Raw genomic sequence first — 18,186 nt, 5'->3', positions numbered from 1 at the left:
TATTCCAGGCCAGAAGTTAATCCGGCAGCCTAATGGGTTGGTCAGTATTTGTCAGTGTGAGACTTCGATGATGCATTTTCGCTGCCTGTGGGTTATCGGCTGTTTGTGGTTTCCCTTGATGGGCTGGGCGGCGCCCGCGCCACCGGCGCACGTCGTGCACCTGTCGCCAGCGCAACAGCAATGGCTGGCCCAGCATGGCGAGTTGCGGGTCGGAGTGGTGTTGCAAACGCCCTATGCCCAATACGATCGCCGCTTGCAGCGCTTGTCCGGGGTTAACGTCGAACTGATGAAGTGGCTGGCCAAGGCGCTCAAGATCGAACTGAGCTGGCGCAATTATCCTGATCTTGCGCAACTGGAAGCCGCCGCCCGTGAAGGTGACATCGATATCGCGCCGGGGCTGACGCAAACCCCCGCGGGTTTGCGGTTCTGGCAATTTTCCGACCCTTATATGCGGGTGCCGCAACTGGTGGTCAGTGACCAGAAGAGCACCGGTGCGGTAGAGCTGGAAAAGCTCGACAGCCAGACTCGCGTCGCTGTGCGCATGCCCAGCGTCACTGCCGATTATTTGCGCAGCAATTATCCTCATCTGAACCTGCAAGGCGTGCCTCTGGAACGCCAGGCGCTGCAACTGTTGTTGAGTCAGCAGGCTGGTTACGCCGTGGTCGATGAAGCGCAGTTCGGGCGTCTGTCTGCCGAGCCTGAGTTCTCGGGGTTGGCCGTGGTGGGCGATATCGGTTTCCCGCAACTGCTGCGAGTGGCCACGCGTCGGGACTGGCCGGAGTTGGCCGGGATTGTCGAAAGCGCACTGCGGGCGATCCCGGCCAAGGACCTCGAACAACTGCACAATCAATGGCTGCAACCCAAGTATCCGCGACTGTCCGAGTCGCCGGGTTTTTGGCAAAACCTCAGCCTGCTCTTGGTGGTGTTGCTGTTGAGCTGCATGGCCATTGTGTTTTGGCAACGTCGCCAACAACACAGCCTGGAGCAACGATTGCTGGCGGCGCGCGAAGACATTGCCCTGCGCGAGGCCAGCGAAGAGGCCTTGCGCCTCACGCAGTTTTCCATCGATCAGAGCACCGTCGGCATCCTCTGGGTCAACTGGGACAGCCATGTGCGCTATGCCAACCGAGCGGCCGAAACCATGCTCGGCTACCCGGCAGGCGGGATCATTGATCGACCATTGATCGACTTCGAGCCCGGCTTGCACATGGACCGCTGGCTGAGCCTGTGGAAACGCGCCCGGGCCAGTGAAGAAGGGCCGCAAAGTTTCGAAACCAATTGCGTGCGAGCGGACGGCAGTATTCTGCCGGCGGATGTTTCGTTGAGCTTCTTGCGCTTTCGCGATGGCGAATACCTGGTGGTTTACCTCAATGACGTCACCGAGCGTCGTCGCGCCCTGGCCGCGTTGCAGGAAAGCGAGGCGCGGCTGCAAGGGATTGCCGCCAACGTCCCCGGCCTGGTCTTTCGTCTGGAGCGCGCGCCGGTGACCGGGCAGATCGACTTTGCCTACATCAGTGAAGGCAGTGAGAGTCTGGTGGGGTACTCGCCGGCCACTCTGGCCCATCGGGACAAAGGCCTGCGCAGTCTGGTGCACCCGGACGACAAAGCCAGTTATCACCAGACTCAGGATCATGCGCTGGACACCGACAGCGACTGGTCGTGGCAGGGGCGGATCCTGACCCGTCAGGGTGAGCAGCGTTGGGCCGAGATCAAGGCCATCACCCGCCGCCTCGAAGACGGCGCCTATGTCTGGGACGGGATCGTCTGGGACATCACCGAGAGCAAGCGCATCGAACTGGAACTGGCCAGCTCCCGCGAGCAGTTGCGCGAGTTGTCCGCCCACCTGGAGAGCGTGCGGGAAGAGGAAAAGGCGCGCATCGCCCGGGAAGTTCACGACGAGCTGGGTCAGATGTTGACCGTATTGAAGCTGGAAACGTCCATGTGCGAACTGGCCTACGCCCAGCTCGACCCGGGCCTGCACGAGCGCTTGAACAGCATGAAGCGGTTGATCGCTCAGCTGTTTCAACTGGTGCGCGACGTGGCCACGGCACTACGGCCGCCGATTCTGGATGCCGGGATTGCCTCGGCGATCGAATGGCAGGCGCGGCGGTTCGAAGCGCGCACGCAGATTCCGTGCCTGGTGCAGGTGCCGGATAACCTGCCGGTGCTCAGCGATGCCAAGGCCATCGGGCTGTTCCGGATCCTTCAGGAAGCGCTGACCAATGTCATGCGCCACGCTCAGGCGCATACTGTTGAACTGACGCTGACCCTTGAGGGCAATGAACTCTGTCTGACTGTCAGCGATGATGGCGTAGGATTTGTCGCCGGCACTGGTCGGCCGACATCCTTCGGTGTGGTCGGCATGCGTGAGCGGGTGTTGATCATGGGCGGGCGGTTATCGCTTGAGAGTGAGCCGGGGGAGGGCACGACCCTGACGGTGCGAGTGCCGCTGGACGAAGCCTGATGGTTTTAAGTTGTTTGGACTGGCGCCTTCGCGGGCAAGCCCGCGATTGATCTTGGCTCTGACATAAGAAGAATGGAGAAGAACGTGATCCGTGTACTGGTAGCCGAAGACCACACCATCGTTCGCGAAGGCATCAAGCAATTGATCGGCCTGGCCAAGGACTTGCTGGTGGTCGGGGAGGCGAGCAATGGCGAGCAGTTGCTCGAGACCTTGCGCCATGTTCCCTGCGAAGTGGTGTTGCTGGATATCTCCATGCCCGGCGTTAACGGCCTGGAAGCGATCCCGCGGATTCGCGCCTTGAACAATCCCCCGGCGATTCTGGTGTTGTCGATGCACGACGAAGCGCAAATGGCCGCTCGGGCGTTGAAGGTTGGCGCCGCAGGCTATGCGACCAAGGACAGCGATCCGGCATTGCTGCTGACGGCAATCCGCAAAGTCGCGGCGGGCGGGCGATACATCGACCCGGACCTGGCCGATCGTATGGTTTTCGAAGTCGGCCTGACTGATTCGCGGCCGTTGCACTCGTTGCTGTCGGAGCGTGAGTTCTCGGTGTTTGAACGCCTGGCCCAAGGCGCCAACGTCAACGACATCGCCCAACAACTGGCCCTGAGCAGCAAAACCATCAGCACCCATAAGGCGCGGCTGATGCAGAAACTCAACATCACCTCCCTGGCCGAACTGGTGAAGTACGCGATGGAGCACAAGCTCCTCTGAATCTTTATGCGGTCCTACAGGGGCCGTGTCGGCATGTCCATTTGCGACATGCACACAAAGCCGCTTTTGCCTGTTCTTGCGGCTTGCAGCTCACCGCCTGTCGCGATCCCGAATCGACATATCCATCCCCGCCATCCTTGTAGGGCAATCCCTACCCCCAACCTTCCATCCGGCTGAGGCGATTCTCTCCTGCGCCCCGATTTGCGCCGCTCCCAGCGTCCACTAGGCTTAGTCCACAGCAGTCATCAATAACAAAGGTGTGGGTATGAGCCAGGTTGATTCAAGCGCAGGGGCCAGCGATATTCTGGTCAGCTTTCGTGGAGTGCAAAAGAGCTACGACGGCGAGAACCTGATCGTCAAAGACCTCAACCTGGATATTCGCAAAGGCGAATTCCTCACCTTGCTCGGGCCGTCCGGCTCCGGCAAGACCACCAGTCTGATGATGCTCGCCGGTTTCGAAACGCCGACCGCCGGGGAGATTCAACTGGCCGGGCGTTCCATCAACAACGTGCCGCCGCATAAACGCGACATCGGCATGGTGTTCCAGAACTACGCGTTGTTTCCGCACATGACGGTCGCCGAGAACCTGGCGTTCCCGCTGACCGTGCGCGGCTTGAACAAGAGCGATGTCAGTGACCGGGTCAAACGTGTTTTGAGCATGGTTCAGCTCGACACCTTCGCCCAGCGTTATCCGGCGCAACTGTCCGGCGGCCAGCAACAGCGTGTGGCCTTGGCCCGTGCGTTGGTGTTCGAACCGCAACTGGTGCTGATGGACGAACCTCTCGGCGCACTGGACAAACAACTGCGCGAACACATGCAGATGGAAATCAAACACCTGCACCAGCGCCTCGGTGTGACCGTGGTCTACGTGACCCACGACCAGGGCGAAGCCCTGACCATGTCCGACCGCGTCGCCGTGTTCCACCAGGGCGAGATACAGCAGATCGCGCCACCGCGCTCCCTCTATGAAGAGCCGAAAAACACCTTCGTCGCCAACTTCATCGGCGAGAACAACCGTCTCAATGGCCGCTTGCACAGCCACACCGGTGACCGTTGCGTGGTTGAGCTCGGTCGCGGTGAAAAGGTTGAAGCCCTGGCGGTCAATGTCGGCAAGACCGGCGAACCCGTCACGCTGTCGATTCGCCCGGAGCGTGTGAGCCTCAATGGTTCGAGCGAGTCCTGCGTCAACCGCTTCTCAGGGCGGGTGGCGGAATTTATCTATCTGGGCGACCACGTCCGGGTTCGCCTGGAAGTCTGCGGCAAGACCGACTTCTTCGTGAAACAACCGATTGCCGAGCTCGATCCCGCGCTCGCTGTCGGCGATGTGGTACCGCTTGGCTGGCAGGTCGAACACGTTCGCGCGCTCGACCCACTTCTAGAGGCGCATTGATCGCCCCCCTGCTTCACCAACACTAACCCTGCAGTTGGAGAACAATAAATGTTGAGATCCCTGAAATTCACCGCTTTGGTCATGGGCATGATCGGCGCGGCACACGCAATGGCGGCGGGCCCGGACCTGACCGTGGTGTCCTTTGGCGGGGCGAACAAGGCGGCGCAGGTCAAGGCCTTCTACGCACCGTGGGAAGCAGCGGGCAACGGCAAAATCATCGCTGGCGAGTACAACGGCGAGATGGCCAAGGTCAAAGCCATGGTCGACACCAAGAGCGTGTCCTGGGACCTGGTGGAAGTTGAATCGCCAGAACTGTCCCGTGGTTGCGACGAAGACATGTTCGAGCAACTCGACCCTGCGCTGTTCGGCAAGACCGAAGACTACGTCAAAGGCGCTATCCAGCCATGCGGCGTGGGCTTCTTCGTGTGGTCGACCGTGCTGGCCTACAACGCCGACAAACTGAAAACCGCTCCGACCAGTTGGGTCGACTTCTGGGACACCAAGAAATTCCCGGGCAAACGCGGCCTGCGTAAAGGCGCCAAGTACACCCTGGAGTTCGCATTGATGGCTGACGGCGTTGCGCCGAAAGACGTCTACAAAGTGCTGGCCGGCAAAGACGGTCAGGACCGTGCGTTCAAGAAGCTCGATGAGCTCAAGCCGAGCATCCAGTGGTGGGAAGCCGGCGCACAACCGCCGCAATACCTCGCCTCCGGTGACGTGGTCATGAGCTCGGCCTACAACGGCCGGATCGCGGCGGTACAGAAAGAAAGCAACCTGAAAGTGGTGTGGAACGGCGGTATCTACGACTTCGACGCATGGGCGATTCCAAAAGGCCTGGATAAAACCCGCGCTGAAGCGGCGAAGAAATTCATCGCGTTCTCGGTGGCTCCGCAGCAGCAGAAGACTTACTCGGAAAACATCGCTTACGGCCCGGCCAACACTCAAGCCGTGCCATTGCTGTCCAAGGATGTCCTGAAAGACATGCCGACCACCCCGGAAAACATCGCCAACCAGGTGCAGATCGACGTCAGCTTCTGGGCTGACAACGGCGAGCAACTGGAGCAGCGCTTCAATTCCTGGGCTGCCAAGTAACCACGTCACACGGGACGACGGTTCACCGGATGATCGTTCCCACGCTCTGCGTGGGAATGCCGCCCGGGACGCTCCGCGTCCCTGTGACGCAGAGCGTCACTGGATGCGTTTCCACACAGAGCGTGGGAACGATCAGCACCAAAAGTTCGAGGCGGCGTTTGCCACCTTTGCAATGATCAAAGATTTCCGGAGTACGCCATGGCTATCGCCGTTCCCGTGAACGCGGGCACTGACCCCACCTTGAAGCAGCGGCTCAAGCACGCCGAGCGGATCAACCGTTGGAAAGCACAAGCCTTGATCGCGCCGTTGGTGCTGTTTCTGTTGCTGGTGTTTCTGGTGCCGATCGTGGCGCTGCTCTTCAAAAGCGTCGGTAACCCGGAAGTGGTCGGCACCATGCCGCGCACCGTGGCAGCCATCGCCAGTTGGGATGGCCGAGGCCTGCCGGCAGAGCCTGTGTACAAGGCCGCCAGCGAAGACCTCGCCGAAGCCCGCAAGAATCAGACCTTGGGCGACTTGTCCAAGCGCTTGAACATGGAGTTGGCCGGCTACCGCAGCCTGCTGACCAAAACCGCACGCGCCTTACCGTTCGCCACCGAACCGGCCTCCTATAAGGAAGCGCTGGAAGGCCTCGACGAGCGCTGGGGTGATCCGGCCTATTGGCAGGTCGTGCGTCGCAACACCAGTAACATTACGCCTTATTACCTGCTGGCGGCCGTCGATCACCGTATCGACGACCTGGGGGAAGTTGCCCCGGCCACCCCCGATCAGGCGATCTACCTCGATATCTTCGCCCGGACCTTCTGGATGGGTTTGGTCATCACCGTGATTTGTCTGGTGCTGGCCTATCCGCTGGCCTACCTGCTGGCGAACCTGCCATCGCGGCAAAGCAACCTGTTGATGATTCTGGTGCTGTTGCCGTTCTGGACCTCGATTCTGGTGCGGGTCGCCGCGTGGATCGTGTTGCTGCAATCAGGCGGCCTCATCAACGGCGGTCTGATGGCCATGGGCATTATCGATAAGCCGCTGGAGCTGGTGTTCAACCGCACCGGGGTCTACATCTCGATGGTGCACATCCTGCTACCGTTCATGATTCTGCCGATCTACAGCGTGATGAAAGGCATCTCGCCGACTTACATGCGTGCAGCGATTTCCCTCGGCTGCCACCCGTTCGCCAGTTTCTGGCGGGTGTATTTCCCGCAGACCTATGCCGGTGTCGGCGCCGGTTGCCTGTTGGTGTTCATCCTTGCCATCGGCTACTACATCACCCCGGCATTGCTGGGCAGCCCGAACGATCAGATGGTCAGCTATTTCGTCGCCTTCTACACCAACACCAGCATCAACTGGGGCATGGCGACCGCGCTCGGTGGGCTGTTGCTGCTGGCGACCGTGGTGCTTTATCTGATTTACAGCTGGCTGGTGGGCGCCAGTCGCCTGCGCCTGAGCTAAGGGGAGAATGAAATGCTGAGTCCTTATATGTCGCCCATTGAACGGGTGTGGTTCTACGGTTTGCGGATTCTCTGCGGCTTGATTTTGTTGTTCCTGATCTTGCCGGTGCTGGTGATCATTCCGCTGTCGTTCAACTCGGGGAGTTTTCTGGTCTATCCACTGCAAGGCTTCTCGCTGCACTGGTACCAGGACTTCTTTGCTTCGGCGGAATGGATGCGTTCGTTGAAGAACAGCATGATCGTGGCCCCGGCAGCGACGGTACTGGCGATGATCTTCGGTACGCTGGCGGCGATCGGCCTGACCCGGGGTGATTTCCCGGGCAAACCGCTGGTGATGGCGCTGGTGATTTCGCCGATGGTGGTGCCGGTAGTGATCATTGGTGTGGCCAGTTACCTGACTTTTGCACCCTTGGGATTTGGCAACAGCTATATCTCGCTGATCGTCGTGCACGCCGTATTGGGTGTGCCGTTTGTGATCATCACGGTATCGGCGACCTTGCAGGGGTTTAACCAGAACCTGGTGCGGGCCGCTGCAAGCCTGGGGGCTTCGCCGCTGACCGCGTTTCGTCGGGTGACCTTGCCGTTGATTGCGCCGGGCGTGATTTCCGGTGCGCTGTTTGCCTTTGCCACCTCATTCGATGAAGTGGTGGTGACGCTGTTCCTCGCCGGTCCCGAACAAGCGACCTTGCCTCGTCAGATGTTCAGCGGCATCCGCGAAAACCTCAGCCCGACGATTGCGGCTGCCGCGACGCTGTTGATTGCGTTCTCGGTGATCCTGTTGCTGACGCTGGAGTGGCTGCGCGGGCGCAGCGAAAAACTGCGCACCGCGCAGGTCTGACGTGGTCCCCTGTAGGAGTTGCGGAAGGCTGCGATCTTGATCGTTCCCACGCTCCGCGTGGGAATGCAGCCCGGGACGCTCTGCGTCCCATCGAGAGCCGAACGCGGAGCGTCCGTTGAGGCGTTCCCACGCAGAGCGTGGGAACGATCGACCTCGATCATTCACCAACTTAATAGCAGACAAACCCCAATCCCCAGCTACTATTGTGCCCAGCTCCCCTATCTATAAGAGGCTGCGCACATGAGTCTTTCCTCTTTCAAAATCGCTCACAAACTGATCACCGGCGCAGGTGCCATCGAGCAACTGGCGGCTGAGCTCACACGCCTGGATGTCGACAACCCGCTGATCGTTACCGACGCTGCGCTGGTCAAGTCCGGCACGGTAGAGCTGGCGCTGGCGCAGCTGGGCGAGCGCAGTTACGAGGTTTTCGACCGGGTGTTGCCGGACCCGGAAATCGCCATTGTCGAAGATTGCATGCGGGTTTACCGTGAAGGCGGGCATGACGGGCTGATCGGCCTGGGCGGTGGCAGTGCCATCGACATCGCCAAGAGTGTTGCAGCCTATGCCGGTTACCACGGCGCGCTGGAGGATTTGTTCGGCGTCGATCAGGTGCCGCGCAAAGGCCCGCCGCTGATCGCCATCCCGACCACTGCCGGCACCGGTTCGGAAGTGACCAACGTGGCCATCCTCTCCGACAAGGTCGCGCAGTTGAAGAAGGGCATTGTCAGCGATTACCTGTTGCCGGACGTGGCGCTGGTCAGCCCGCAGATGACCCTGACCTGCCCGCGCAGTGTTACCGCTGCCAGTGGCGTCGATGCGCTGGTGCACGCCATCGAGTCGTATCTGTCGCTCAATGCCTCGCCCATCACCGATGCTTTGGCCATTGGCGCGATCAAGCTGATTACCAAGGCGCTGCCCAAGGCCTACGCCAATCCATCCCACCTGCAAGCCCGCGAAGACATGGCCACCGCCAGCCTCATGGCCGGTATGGCATTCGGTAATGCCGGGGTCGGCGCGGTGCATGCGCTGGCGTATCCACTGGGTGGGCGTTTCAACATTGCCCATGGCGTCAGCAATGCCTTGCTGCTGCCGTATGTCATGACCTGGAACAAGATGGCTTGCGTGGAGCGTATGCAGGATATTGCCGAGGCCATGGGGGTGAAGACTGTTCATTTGAGCGCGAACGAAGCGGCGGACAAAGCTGTGGAGGCGATGACCGAGCTGTGCGCAGCGGTGGAAATCCCGCTGGGCCTGCGCAGTTTCGGGGTGCCCGAGGGCGCAATCCCGGCGATGGCCGTGGAAGCCGCCGGCATCGAGCGCCTGATGCGCAACAATCCGCGCAAGCTGAGCACCGTTGATATCGAGAAGATCTACCGAGCGGCCTATTAGTACCCAATCATCGCAGCACGGTGCGCGCGTCAAAGCATGAGGTATACAATGCGCGCCATCGTGATTCTGCTCAAAAAAGGTGCGTCATGCAGCCCTTCGTCATTGCTCCGTCGATTCTCTCCGCCGACTTCGCCCGCCTGGGCGAGGAAGTGGACAACGTCCTGGCCGCCGGCGCCGACTTCGTGCACTTCGATGTCATGGACAACCACTACGTGCCAAACCTGACCATCGGCCCGATGGTGTGTGCCGCGCTGCGCAAGTACGGCGTGACCGCGCCGATCGACGCGCACCTGATGGTCAGCCCGGTGGATCGCATCGTCGGTGATTTCATCGAAGCCGGTGCGACCTACATCACCTTCCACCCGGAAGCCACGCAGCACGTCGACCGTTCCCTGCAACTGATCCGCGAAGGCGGCTGCAAGGCGGGCCTGGTGTTCAACCCGGCAACCCCGCTGGACGTGCTCAAGTACGTGATGGACAAGGTCGACATGGTGTTGTTGATGAGCGTCAACCCGGGCTTCGGCGGGCAGAAGTTCATTCCTGGTACCCTCGACAAGCTGCGTGAAGCGCGGGCGCTGATCGATGCTTCCGGGCGTAACATCCGCCTGGAAATCGACGGTGGGGTGAACGTGAACAATATTCGCGAAATCGCTGCGGCTGGCGCCGACACCTTCGTGGCTGGCTCGGCGATCTTCAATGCGCCGAACTACCAGGAAGTGATTGAAAAAATGCGCTCCGAACTGGCTCTGGCTCGCCCATGAGTGGTTTTGAGCAGCTGTTCCCCGGGCGTCTGCCGCGGCTGGTGATGTTCGATCTGGATGGCACGCTGGTCGATTCGGTCCCCGACCTCGCAGCGGCTGTGGATAACATGCTGCTCAAACTCGGGCGTCAACCGGCCGGTATCGAATCGGTGCGGGAGTGGGTTGGCAACGGCGTGCACATGCTGGTGCGCCGGGCCTTGGCCAACCACATCGACGGCGAGGGTGTCGATGAGGTCGAGGCCGAGCATGCCCTGGAATTGTTCAACGGCTTTTATGAGGACGGTCACGAACTGACGGTGGTTTACCCCGGCGTGCGCGACACCCTCAAGTGGCTGAACAAACAAGGCGTTGAAATGGCGCTGATCACCAACAAGCCGGAACGCTTCGTCGCACCGCTGCTGGATCAGATGAAGATCGGCCGCTACTTCAAATGGATCATCGGTGGCGACACCCTGCCGAATAAGAAACCTGACCCGGCCGCGCTGTTTTTCGTAATGAAAATGGCCAACATTCCGGCATCGCAATCGTTATTCGTCGGCGACTCGCGCAGCGATGTGCTGGCGGCGAAAGCGGCGGGGGTCAAATGCGTAGCCCTCAGTTATGGCTATAACCACGGTCGGCCGATTGCCGAAGAATCGCCGGCGCTGGTGATCGATGATCTGCGCAAACTAATTCCCGGTTGCCTGGATCCGGCCGCTGAGATAACGTTGCCCGACGCTGTTCAACCCCCTGCTGGAAACGCCATCGTGGTGGTCACTCGCAAACTCTGGATGAAAGTCATCAAGGCCCTGGCCCGCTGGCGTTGGCGCGCCTGACTTGTTCCTGGCCGGTTATCCGGCGCGTTTGCACACCTGACCGTTAGACCCTCAAGCCACGAGGCACCTCATGATCCGCGAAGAATTCCTGCGATTGGCCGCTGCCGGCTACAACCGCATTCCGCTTGCCTGCGAAACCCTGGCCGACTTCGACACGCCGCTGTCGATCTACCTGAAACTGGCCGACGAGCCCAACTCCTACCTGCTGGAGTCGGTGCAGGGCGGCGAGAAGTGGGGCCGTTATTCGATCATCGGCCTGCCGTGCCGCACCGTGCTGCGGGTTCACGATCATCATGTCAGCGTGACCCACGACGGCGTCGAGATCGAAAGCCACGATGTTGAAGACCCCCTGGCCTTCGTCGAAGCTTTCAAGGCGCGCTACAACGTGCCGACCATCGCCGGTCTGCCGCGCTTCAATGGCGGCTTGGTGGGTTACTTCGGCTACGACTGCGTGCGTTATGTGGAGAAGCGTCTGGGCAAATGCCCGAACCCGGATCCGCTGGGCGTGCCGGACATTCTGCTGATGGTCTCCGACGCGGTAGTGGTGTTCGACAACCTCGCCGGCAAGATGCACGCGATCGTCCTGGCCGATCCATCGCAGGAAGACGCCTTTGAGCAAGGTCAGGTGCGCCTGCAAGCGCTGCTGGAACAACTCCGTCAGCCAATCACTCCGCGCCGTGGCCTGGACTTCAGCAAACAGCAATCGGCTGATCCGGTGTTCCGCTCGAGTTTCACCCAGGACGATTACGAAAAAGCCGTCGACACCATCAAGGAATACATCCTGGCCGGTGACTGCATGCAGGTCGTGCCGTCCCAGCGCATGTCGATCGACTTCAAGGCTGCGCCTATCGACTTGTACCGGGCGCTGCGCTGCTTCAACCCGACGCCTTACATGTACTTCTTCAACTTCGGCGACTTCCACGTCGTTGGCAGTTCGCCGGAAGTACTGGTGCGGGTCGAAGACAACCTGATCACCGTGCGCCCGATTGCCGGCACTCGTCCGCGAGGCGCCAACGAAGAGGCTGACGTGGCGCTGGAAAAAGATCTGCTGTCGGATGACAAGGAAATCGCCGAGCACTTGATGCTGATCGATCTGGGGCGCAACGACACCGGTCGCGTCTCGGAGATCGGTTCGGTGAAACTCACCGAGAAGATGGTGATCGAGCGTTATTCCAACGTGATGCACATCGTGTCCAACGTTACCGGCCAATTGAAGGCCGGGCTGACGGCGATGGACGCACTGCGGGCGATCCTGCCGGCCGGCACACTGTCTGGCGCGCCGAAGATTCGCGCGATGGAAATCATCGACGAACTGGAACCGGTCAAGCGTGGCGTCTATGGCGGCGCGGTCGGTTACTTCGCCTGGAACGGCAACATGGACACTGCGATTGCGATCCGTACCGCGGTGATCAAGAACGGCGAACTGCACGTGCAGGCCGGTGGCGGCATCGTGGCTGACTCGGTGCCGGCACTGGAATGGGAAGAAACCCTGAACAAGCGCCGCGCCATGTTCCGCGCCGTGGCCTTGGCCGAGCAAACCCCGGACACCTGAGTTCACCGATAGCCCTGTGGGAGCGGGCTCATTTCAAAAAACGCGGCGCCCGTAAGGCCCCGCGTTTTTTATTGCCTGAGATTTAGAAGTCCAGCGCAACCCCAACGGTCAAACCTTGCTGGGTAAAATCATCATCCTTGCGCAAGGTATAGCCGCCACGCAGCGCCAGGTCGGCGGTCAACTTGTGGCTGACCCCCAGGCTCAAGCGGTTGAGATGGCTTTGCGGCGTGTAGCCTTGGAGATTGAAGTCGAGGGACGGCAGGCTGTTGAGGGCGATATTCACTTTCTGGGTGTCGTCCTCGTATTCACGCTCGTGGGTATATTCGCCAAACACCTGGGTCTGACGGGTGAAGTTGTATTTGCCTTGCAAGCCGACACCCAGACGTTTCGAGTCTCGGGTCTGATCATCAAAGGTCAGCGCCGTGGAGCGGTAGTTGTTTTCCGAGTAGCCGTCGACTTCCACTTTGGCGTAATCGGCGCTGATGAACGGTGACAGGTGCCATTCGCTGCCCGGTTGGGCAATGTCGTAGCCGACGCGGGTACTGAAGGCCCAGAGGTGGCCATCGGTATCACCCTTTTCCGTGCCTTCGCTGACACCGAGATCGAACTTGCGCTCGAGATTGTCGTAATCCAGCTTGCCACCGGTCAACGCGGCATCGGCCCACCAGCGATTCTGCTGGAACTGGGCGAAAGCGGTCGCCAGATAGCTATTGAGTTTGTAGTCCGAATCGTTACTACCTGCTTCCAGGTTTTGGCGATAAAAGCCTGCTGCCACACCGACGCGCCAGGCGTCATTGAGCCGATAGCTGCCGCCGATATTCAGGTTGTAGCCACTGCCATCAGCACTGGCGCCGCTGCTTTGGCTATCGACATCCAAATGCTGACCACCGCCGGCAACAATCGCGCGCCATTGGCCGACGGCCTGCCAGTTCTCCCAGTCGGATTGCCACTGGCTACGCAGTTCATCCTGGTGGGCGCGTAAGGTGGCGTGGGCCATTTCCGGTAGCAGCGTCAGTTCCCACGGCGCCGCCAGCAAGGAATACGCGTAATCGGCAATCAGCTTTTGCCCGGCTTCGGTGGGGTGAACCGAGTCGTTATAGATCAGCTTGCTCGGGTCCGGGGTGGCGCTGTTGATGCCATACACGGCGTTTTCCGTACAACCGCTGCCGCTGAAACAGGTGGCTGTCAGATTCTGGCCGGTGGCGAGGCCGAAGCGCGCCGGGTCGGCGAAGGTTTCCTGCAACAGCAGTGGAATGTTCAGCGGAATGATTTCGGCATTGATCCCCGCGAGGCGTGTGACCAACTGCTGATTAAATTCGGTGCTCAGTTGTGAGATCGATGCTTGTAATGAGGTGCCATTGACGGCGGGTGCCAGTCCCAGGTCGGGCAGCAGCCAGACCACGATGTATTTGGCGCCGGCGCTTTGCAGGGTCTGCACGCTGTCGGCCAGGCGGTCCGCCGCGGCGTTGGCCTGGGTGGTATTAAGCACGAGGCCCTGAAGGAAGTCGTTGCCACCCCCGGAAATGTAATACAGCGCATTTGGATCGGCGCGGAAGTTGTTTGTCGGCAGATAACCTGCCCGGGTGCGCTCGCCCGTGGCGGATTCGGTCGTGATCGAGTCCAGAATCTGGTCGGTGCGGTAACCGCCGACGGCCCAGTTGTTGCCATCCGCCAGCCCTTGATTCGCGCGCGCAGCCGACGTCGAGGCGGCGGTCTGGTCAGGTGAGAACCCGAGGCGTCCACCCAACAATTGCGTGGAGTTCAGCGAGCGTAATTCACCACTGCCATCCAGGTAGACCGGGCCGGTCCGGTTGGTAAAACGCTGGGTCGCACCGGCAGGGCCGCCCGTGTCGGTAAACTGCCCGGCATCGTTGAGGCTGTCGCCGAAGACGACGAAATTCGAATAAGGGTTGGGCGCGGCGATCGCCTGGGAACAGGCAGCAGCGAGCAGGCATCCGGCGAGCGGTACAAACAACGTCTGTTTGATCATGAGCAAGTCCGTTTATTTATTGTTGTTGTAAACGAAACGACAGTACCAAAAACTTCCGGCCCTTTGCCATCTATCGCGAACCCTTCGCTTGTTTCGCGACCTGTCGCCCCGACCATATTGCACGCTCTGCCCAGCTAAGTTACTGTGCCGAGACGTATGAATGAGACCTTCCCCGTGTTGATCGTCAGCAAACTCCTGGATCAAGTCATCAAGGCACACGCCCGTTGGCGTTGGCGCGCCTGAATCTTTTCTGCCGGCCTGGCCGGACCTGTACCGCTTTGCCTTCTTTACCTGTATGAAATGCCGCTTTGCTGGCGCCACTCCAGCACCTGACAAAGCACAGCGCACTGCGGGTAAATCATTCGAAGGCCGTATTAAAAGTCAGTGAATTCAAGAGGTTCTTAACGCCATGTTGCTGATGATCGATAACTACGACTCTTTTACTTACAACGTTGTGCAATACCTTGGCGAGCTGGGCTCCGAGGTCAAAGTCGTGCGCAACGATGAACTCACCATTGCCGAAATCGAAGCTCTCAAGCCTGAGCGCATCGTCGTGTCTCCCGGTCCGTGCACCCCGACCGAAGCCGGTATTTCCATCGAAGCGATCAAGCACTTCGCCGGCAAGCTGCCGATTCTCGGGGTTTGCCTGGGTCACCAGTCCATCGGCCAGGCTTTTGGTGGCGATGTGGTCCGTGCCCGTCAAGTCATGCACGGTAAGACTAGCCCGGTATTCCACGAGGACAAGGGCGTGTTCGAAGGTCTGAATCGCCCGCTGACGGTCACCCGCTACCACTCGCTGATCGTCAAGCGCGAAACCCTGCCCGATTGCCTGGAGCTGACCGCCTGGACCCAGCTCGAAGACGGTTCGGTCGACGAGATCATGGGCCTGCGCCACAAGACGCTGAACATCGAAGGTGTGCAATTCCACCCTGAGTCTATCCTCACCGAACAGGGCCACGAGCTGTTCGCCAACTTCCTTAAACAAACCGGCGGCACGCGCTAAGGACTTTCCATGGATATCAAGACTGCCCTGAGCCGTATCGTCGGCCACCTCGACCTCAGTACCGATGAGATGCGTGATGTCATGCGCGAAATCATGACCGGGCAATGCACGGATGCGCAGATCGGCGCGTTCATGATGGCCATGCGCATGAAGAGCGAAAGCATCGATGAGATCGTCGGTGCCGTGACGGCGATGCGCGAGTTGGCGGACAAGGTTGAACTCAACACCCTTGATGGCGTGGTCGATGTGGTCGGCACCGGCGGTGACGGTGCGAACATTTTCAACGTCTCCACGGCTTCCTCGTTCGTGGTCGCCGCAGCCGGTTGCACCGTAGCCAAGCACGGTAACCGTGCGGTGTCGGGCAAAAGCGGCAGTGCCGACTTGCTGGAAGCCGCGGGTATCTACCTGAACCTGACGCCGGTTCAGGTGGCGCGCTGCATCGACAACGTTGGCATCGGTTTCATGTTTGCCCAGACCCACCATAGCGCCATGAAGCACGCCGCCGGCCCGCGCCGCGAGCTGGGCTTGCGCACGCTGTTCAACATGCTCGGCCCGCTTACGAATCCGGCCGGTGTGAAACATCAGGTGGTGGGTGTGTTCAGTCAGGCGTTGTGCCGGCCATTGGCCGAAGTTTTGCAACGTCTGGGCAGCAAACACGTGCTGGTGGTGCACTCTAAAGATGGCCTGGACGAGTTCAGTCTGGCGGCTCCGACCTTTGTGGCGGAATTGAAGAATGATCAGATCACCGAGTATTGGGTCGAACCCGAAGACTTGGGGATGAAGAGCCAGAGTCTGCACGGTCTGGCAGTGGAAAGCCCGGCGGCCTCCCTTGAGCTGATTCGCGATGCCTTGGGCAAGCGCAAGACCGAAAACGGTCAGAAGGCCGCCGAGATGATCGTGCTCAATGCCGGTGCCGCGCTGTACGCCGCCGACCATGCCAGCAGTTTGAAAGAAGGCGTTGCCCTGGCACACGATGCGCTGCACACAGGCCTCGCTCGGGAGAAACTTGAGGAATTGGGTGCATTTACCGCGGTATTCAAAGTGGAGAATGAGGGATGAGTTTACCGACGGTTCTGGAAAATATTCTGGCCCGCAAAGTTCAGGAAGTCGCCGAGCGTCGCGCTCGTGTGAGTCTCGCGGAGCTGGAAAATCTGGCCAAGGCAGCCGATGCCCCCCGTGGTTTTGCCAAGGCATTGATTGATCAGGCCAAGACGAAACAGCCAGCGGTGATTGCTGAAATCAAGAAGGCTTCGCCAAGCAAAGGTGTGATTCGCGAGAACTTCGTTCCCGCCGACATCGCCAAAAGTTACGAGAAGGGCGGGGCGACTTGCCTGTCGGTGCTCACCGACATCGATTACTTCCAGGGTGCCGATGCGTATCTGCAACAGGCCCGGGCGGCGTGCAAGTTGCCGGTGATCCGCAAGGACTTCATGATCGATCCTTACCAGATCGTCGAATCCCGGGCCCTGGGTGCTGACTGCGTGCTGTTGATCGTCTCCGCACTGGACGACGTGAAGATGGCCGAGCTGGCTGCCGTGGCCAAAAGCGTCGGTCTCGATGTGCTGGTGGAAGTCCACGATGGTGACGAACTGGAGCGGGCCCTGAAAACCCTCGACACGCCGCTGGTGGGCGTGAACAACCGCAACCTGCACACCTTCGACGTCAATCTGGAAACCACCCTCGACCTGTTGCCGCGTATTCCGCGTGATCGTCTGGTGATCACCGAGAGTGGCATTCTCAATCGGGCCGATGTCGAGTTGATGGAAATCAGCGACGTGTACGCGTTCCTGGTCGGCGAAGCGTTCATGCGCGCCGAAAGTCCGGGTACCGAACTGCAGCGCCTGTTCTTTCCCGAGCGTGGCATTCCAGTAAGCGGTTCTACGCTCGACTGAATACAACTTCGCGTGCAGGCTCGCTCCCACAAGAGATCTACTAACATCAGAGATCCAATGTGGGAGCGAGCCTGCTCGCGATGGCGGCATAAGTAGCACCACAGACTTCATGTCCAACGGAATCCCTTATGACCTCACCAACCCCTCTGACCATCGAAGCCGGCCTGCTCGCCGAACAGGATCTGTTGGCCCATGTGTGCACCGGTGGGTCGGAATTCGGTCTGCTGTTCTGGCAACCCATTGACCGCGCATTGGTCATGCCCCGCCGCTTGAATCGTCTGCCACAGTTCGAAGCTGCGTGCGAAGTCTCCGCTGCCGCCGGTTGGCCGGTACTGCTGCGTGAAACCGGCGGTGAGCCGGTGCCGCAATCGGCGTCGACCATCAACATCGCACTGGTTTATGCCCCACCGCGCAGCGAAGGCGATCTGAACCGTATCGAAACCGGCTACCGGCGTCTGTGCGACCCGATCTGTCAGTTACTGGATGAGCTGGGCGGCACTTCGTCGTTGGGCGAAATCGAGGGCGCATTCTGCGACGGTCGTTTCAACGTCAACCTCGATGGTCGAAAGATGGTCGGAACAGCTCAGCGTTGGCGCCAGAGCAAGGGCGGTCAGCGTCCGGTCGGCCTGGTGCACGGGGCGATGTTGATCGATGACGAGCGAGAGTCGATGGTGGCGGCGGTCAATCGCTTCAATGAAGCCTGTGGCCTGGAACAGCGGGTTCGCGCTGAAAGCCACATCGCTCTGCATGAAAAGTTTGCCGCTCCTGAGGCATTGGCCCGGCTCGATGCGCTGTACCGACAGTTGCTGGCAGAAATGCTCGGGGCTTGAGTTTAGGAACT

The 18,186-nt window shown here is 60.1% G+C and carries 15 protein-coding genes; 14 read left to right on the top strand and 1 reads right to left on the bottom strand.

All coding sequences use genetic code 11. From position 1 onward, the window contains the following. Window positions 1-67: 67 nt before the first annotated feature. The 10 genes from MMG91_RS23655 to trpE all read left to right on the top strand — a co-directional run bounded on the left by MMG91_RS23655 (window position 68) and on the right by trpE (window position 12,460). Complete coding sequence (locus MMG91_RS23655; RefSeq protein WP_305447127.1) at window positions 68-2,464, top strand: PAS domain S-box protein; 2,397 nt, start codon at window positions 68-70, stop codon at window positions 2,462-2,464. A gap of 72 nt (window positions 2,465-2,536) precedes the next feature. Continuing rightward, window positions 2,537-3,178: a response regulator transcription factor gene (locus MMG91_RS23650; RefSeq protein ID WP_174160275.1), complete on the top strand. Its 642-nt coding sequence runs from the start codon at window positions 2,537-2,539 to the stop codon at window positions 3,176-3,178. Between the two features lie 265 nt (window positions 3,179-3,443). Then, window positions 3,444-4,568 (top strand): ABC transporter ATP-binding protein, encoded by a 1,125-nt coding sequence (locus MMG91_RS23645; RefSeq protein WP_030130015.1) that lies wholly within the window; start codon window positions 3,444-3,446, stop codon window positions 4,566-4,568. A 48-nt stretch (window positions 4,569-4,616) separates the two neighbouring features. Beyond that, window positions 4,617-5,660: an ABC transporter substrate-binding protein gene (locus MMG91_RS23640; RefSeq protein WP_305424880.1), complete on the top strand. Its 1,044-nt coding sequence runs from the start codon at window positions 4,617-4,619 to the stop codon at window positions 5,658-5,660. Between the two features lie 198 nt (window positions 5,661-5,858). Then, window positions 5,859-7,106: an ABC transporter permease gene (locus MMG91_RS23635; protein ID WP_310660885.1), complete on the top strand. Its 1,248-nt coding sequence runs from the start codon at window positions 5,859-5,861 to the stop codon at window positions 7,104-7,106. 12 nt (window positions 7,107-7,118) lie between these two features. Continuing rightward, on the top strand, window positions 7,119-7,943 hold the full coding sequence (locus MMG91_RS23630; protein WP_008147216.1) for an ABC transporter permease: 825 nt from the start codon (window positions 7,119-7,121) through the stop codon (window positions 7,941-7,943). Between the two features lie 240 nt (window positions 7,944-8,183). Continuing rightward, the gene (locus MMG91_RS23625) at window positions 8,184-9,332 is read left to right on the top strand and encodes an iron-containing alcohol dehydrogenase (RefSeq protein WP_310660884.1); all 1,149 of its coding nucleotides are present in this window, start codon (window positions 8,184-8,186) and stop codon (window positions 9,330-9,332) included. 86 nt (window positions 9,333-9,418) lie between these two features. Beyond that, a complete protein-coding gene (gene rpe, locus MMG91_RS23620) occupies window positions 9,419-10,093 on the top strand; it encodes a ribulose-phosphate 3-epimerase (RefSeq protein WP_305447125.1) in 675 nt (224 codons plus the stop codon). After that, complete coding sequence (locus tag MMG91_RS23615; protein WP_310660883.1) at window positions 10,090-10,908, top strand: phosphoglycolate phosphatase; 819 nt, start codon at window positions 10,090-10,092, stop codon at window positions 10,906-10,908. Before rpe ends, MMG91_RS23615 begins: the two co-directional genes overlap by 4 nt. Before the next feature lie 70 nt (window positions 10,909-10,978). Beyond that, on the top strand, window positions 10,979-12,460 hold the full coding sequence (trpE, locus tag MMG91_RS23610; RefSeq protein ID WP_310660882.1) for an anthranilate synthase component I: 1,482 nt from the start codon (window positions 10,979-10,981) through the stop codon (window positions 12,458-12,460). A gap of 82 nt (window positions 12,461-12,542) precedes the next feature. Here trpE and estP read toward each other — a convergent pair whose 3' ends face one another. Next, window positions 12,543-14,450, bottom strand: a complete 1,908-nt coding sequence (estP, locus tag MMG91_RS23605; RefSeq protein ID WP_310660881.1) for an esterase EstP — start codon at window positions 14,448-14,450, stop codon at window positions 12,543-12,545. 409 nt (window positions 14,451-14,859) lie between these two features. On the opposite strand from estP, the gene MMG91_RS23600 reads away from it, so the two are divergent. The 4 genes from MMG91_RS23600 to MMG91_RS23585 all read left to right on the top strand — a co-directional run bounded on the left by MMG91_RS23600 (window position 14,860) and on the right by MMG91_RS23585 (window position 18,175). Beyond that, window positions 14,860-15,453 carry an aminodeoxychorismate/anthranilate synthase component II gene (locus tag MMG91_RS23600; RefSeq protein WP_019650349.1) on the top strand — a complete coding sequence of 198 codons (594 nt, stop codon included), beginning with the start codon at window positions 14,860-14,862 and terminating at the stop codon, window positions 15,451-15,453. Between the two features lie 9 nt (window positions 15,454-15,462). Further along, window positions 15,463-16,512, top strand: coding sequence for an anthranilate phosphoribosyltransferase (gene trpD / locus MMG91_RS23595; protein WP_007906883.1), 1,050 nt, complete (start codon window positions 15,463-15,465; stop codon window positions 16,510-16,512). Further along, the gene (gene trpC, locus MMG91_RS23590) at window positions 16,509-17,345 is read left to right on the top strand and encodes an indole-3-glycerol phosphate synthase TrpC (protein WP_310660880.1); all 837 of its coding nucleotides are present in this window, start codon (window positions 16,509-16,511) and stop codon (window positions 17,343-17,345) included. The genes trpD and trpC overlap by 4 nt, the downstream gene beginning before the upstream one ends. A 128-nt stretch (window positions 17,346-17,473) precedes the next feature. After that, complete coding sequence (locus tag MMG91_RS23585; protein WP_310660879.1) at window positions 17,474-18,175, top strand: lipoyl protein ligase domain-containing protein; 702 nt, start codon at window positions 17,474-17,476, stop codon at window positions 18,173-18,175. Window positions 18,176-18,186 lie beyond the last annotated feature (11 nt).

It is taken from the genome of Pseudomonas sp. JL3, assembly GCF_031570575.1.
Lineage (GTDB): Bacteria > Pseudomonadota > Gammaproteobacteria > Pseudomonadales > Pseudomonadaceae > Aquipseudomonas > Aquipseudomonas cucumis.
This window is presented reverse-complemented; position numbering and strand designations above follow the sequence as displayed.

Coding starts and splice junctions, on each gene's coding strand:
- MMG91_RS23600 (WP_019650349.1), top strand. CDS start 14,860: ATGTTGCTGATGATCGATAACTACGACTCTTTTACTTACAACGTTGTG.
- trpD (WP_007906883.1), top strand. CDS start 15,463: ATGGATATCAAGACTGCCCTGAGCCGTATCGTCGGCCACCTCGACCTC.
- MMG91_RS23645 (WP_030130015.1), top strand. CDS start 3,444: ATGAGCCAGGTTGATTCAAGCGCAGGGGCCAGCGATATTCTGGTCAGC.
- MMG91_RS23630 (WP_008147216.1), top strand. CDS start 7,119: ATGCTGAGTCCTTATATGTCGCCCATTGAACGGGTGTGGTTCTACGGT.
- MMG91_RS23615 (WP_310660883.1), top strand. CDS start 10,090: ATGAGTGGTTTTGAGCAGCTGTTCCCCGGGCGTCTGCCGCGGCTGGTG.
- MMG91_RS23640 (WP_305424880.1), top strand. CDS start 4,617: ATGTTGAGATCCCTGAAATTCACCGCTTTGGTCATGGGCATGATCGGC.
- trpC (WP_310660880.1), top strand. CDS start 16,509: ATGAGTTTACCGACGGTTCTGGAAAATATTCTGGCCCGCAAAGTTCAG.
- trpE (WP_310660882.1), top strand. CDS start 10,979: ATGATCCGCGAAGAATTCCTGCGATTGGCCGCTGCCGGCTACAACCGC.
- estP (WP_310660881.1), bottom strand. CDS start 14,450: ATGATCAAACAGACGTTGTTTGTACCGCTCGCCGGATGCCTGCTCGCT.
- rpe (WP_305447125.1), top strand. CDS start 9,419: ATGCAGCCCTTCGTCATTGCTCCGTCGATTCTCTCCGCCGACTTCGCC.
- MMG91_RS23625 (WP_310660884.1), top strand. CDS start 8,184: ATGAGTCTTTCCTCTTTCAAAATCGCTCACAAACTGATCACCGGCGCA.
- MMG91_RS23650 (WP_174160275.1), top strand. CDS start 2,537: ATGGAGAAGAACGTGATCCGTGTACTGGTAGCCGAAGACCACACCATC.
- MMG91_RS23585 (WP_310660879.1), top strand. CDS start 17,474: ATGACCTCACCAACCCCTCTGACCATCGAAGCCGGCCTGCTCGCCGAA.
- MMG91_RS23655 (WP_305447127.1), top strand. CDS start 68: ATGATGCATTTTCGCTGCCTGTGGGTTATCGGCTGTTTGTGGTTTCCC.
- MMG91_RS23635 (WP_310660885.1), top strand. CDS start 5,859: ATGGCTATCGCCGTTCCCGTGAACGCGGGCACTGACCCCACCTTGAAG.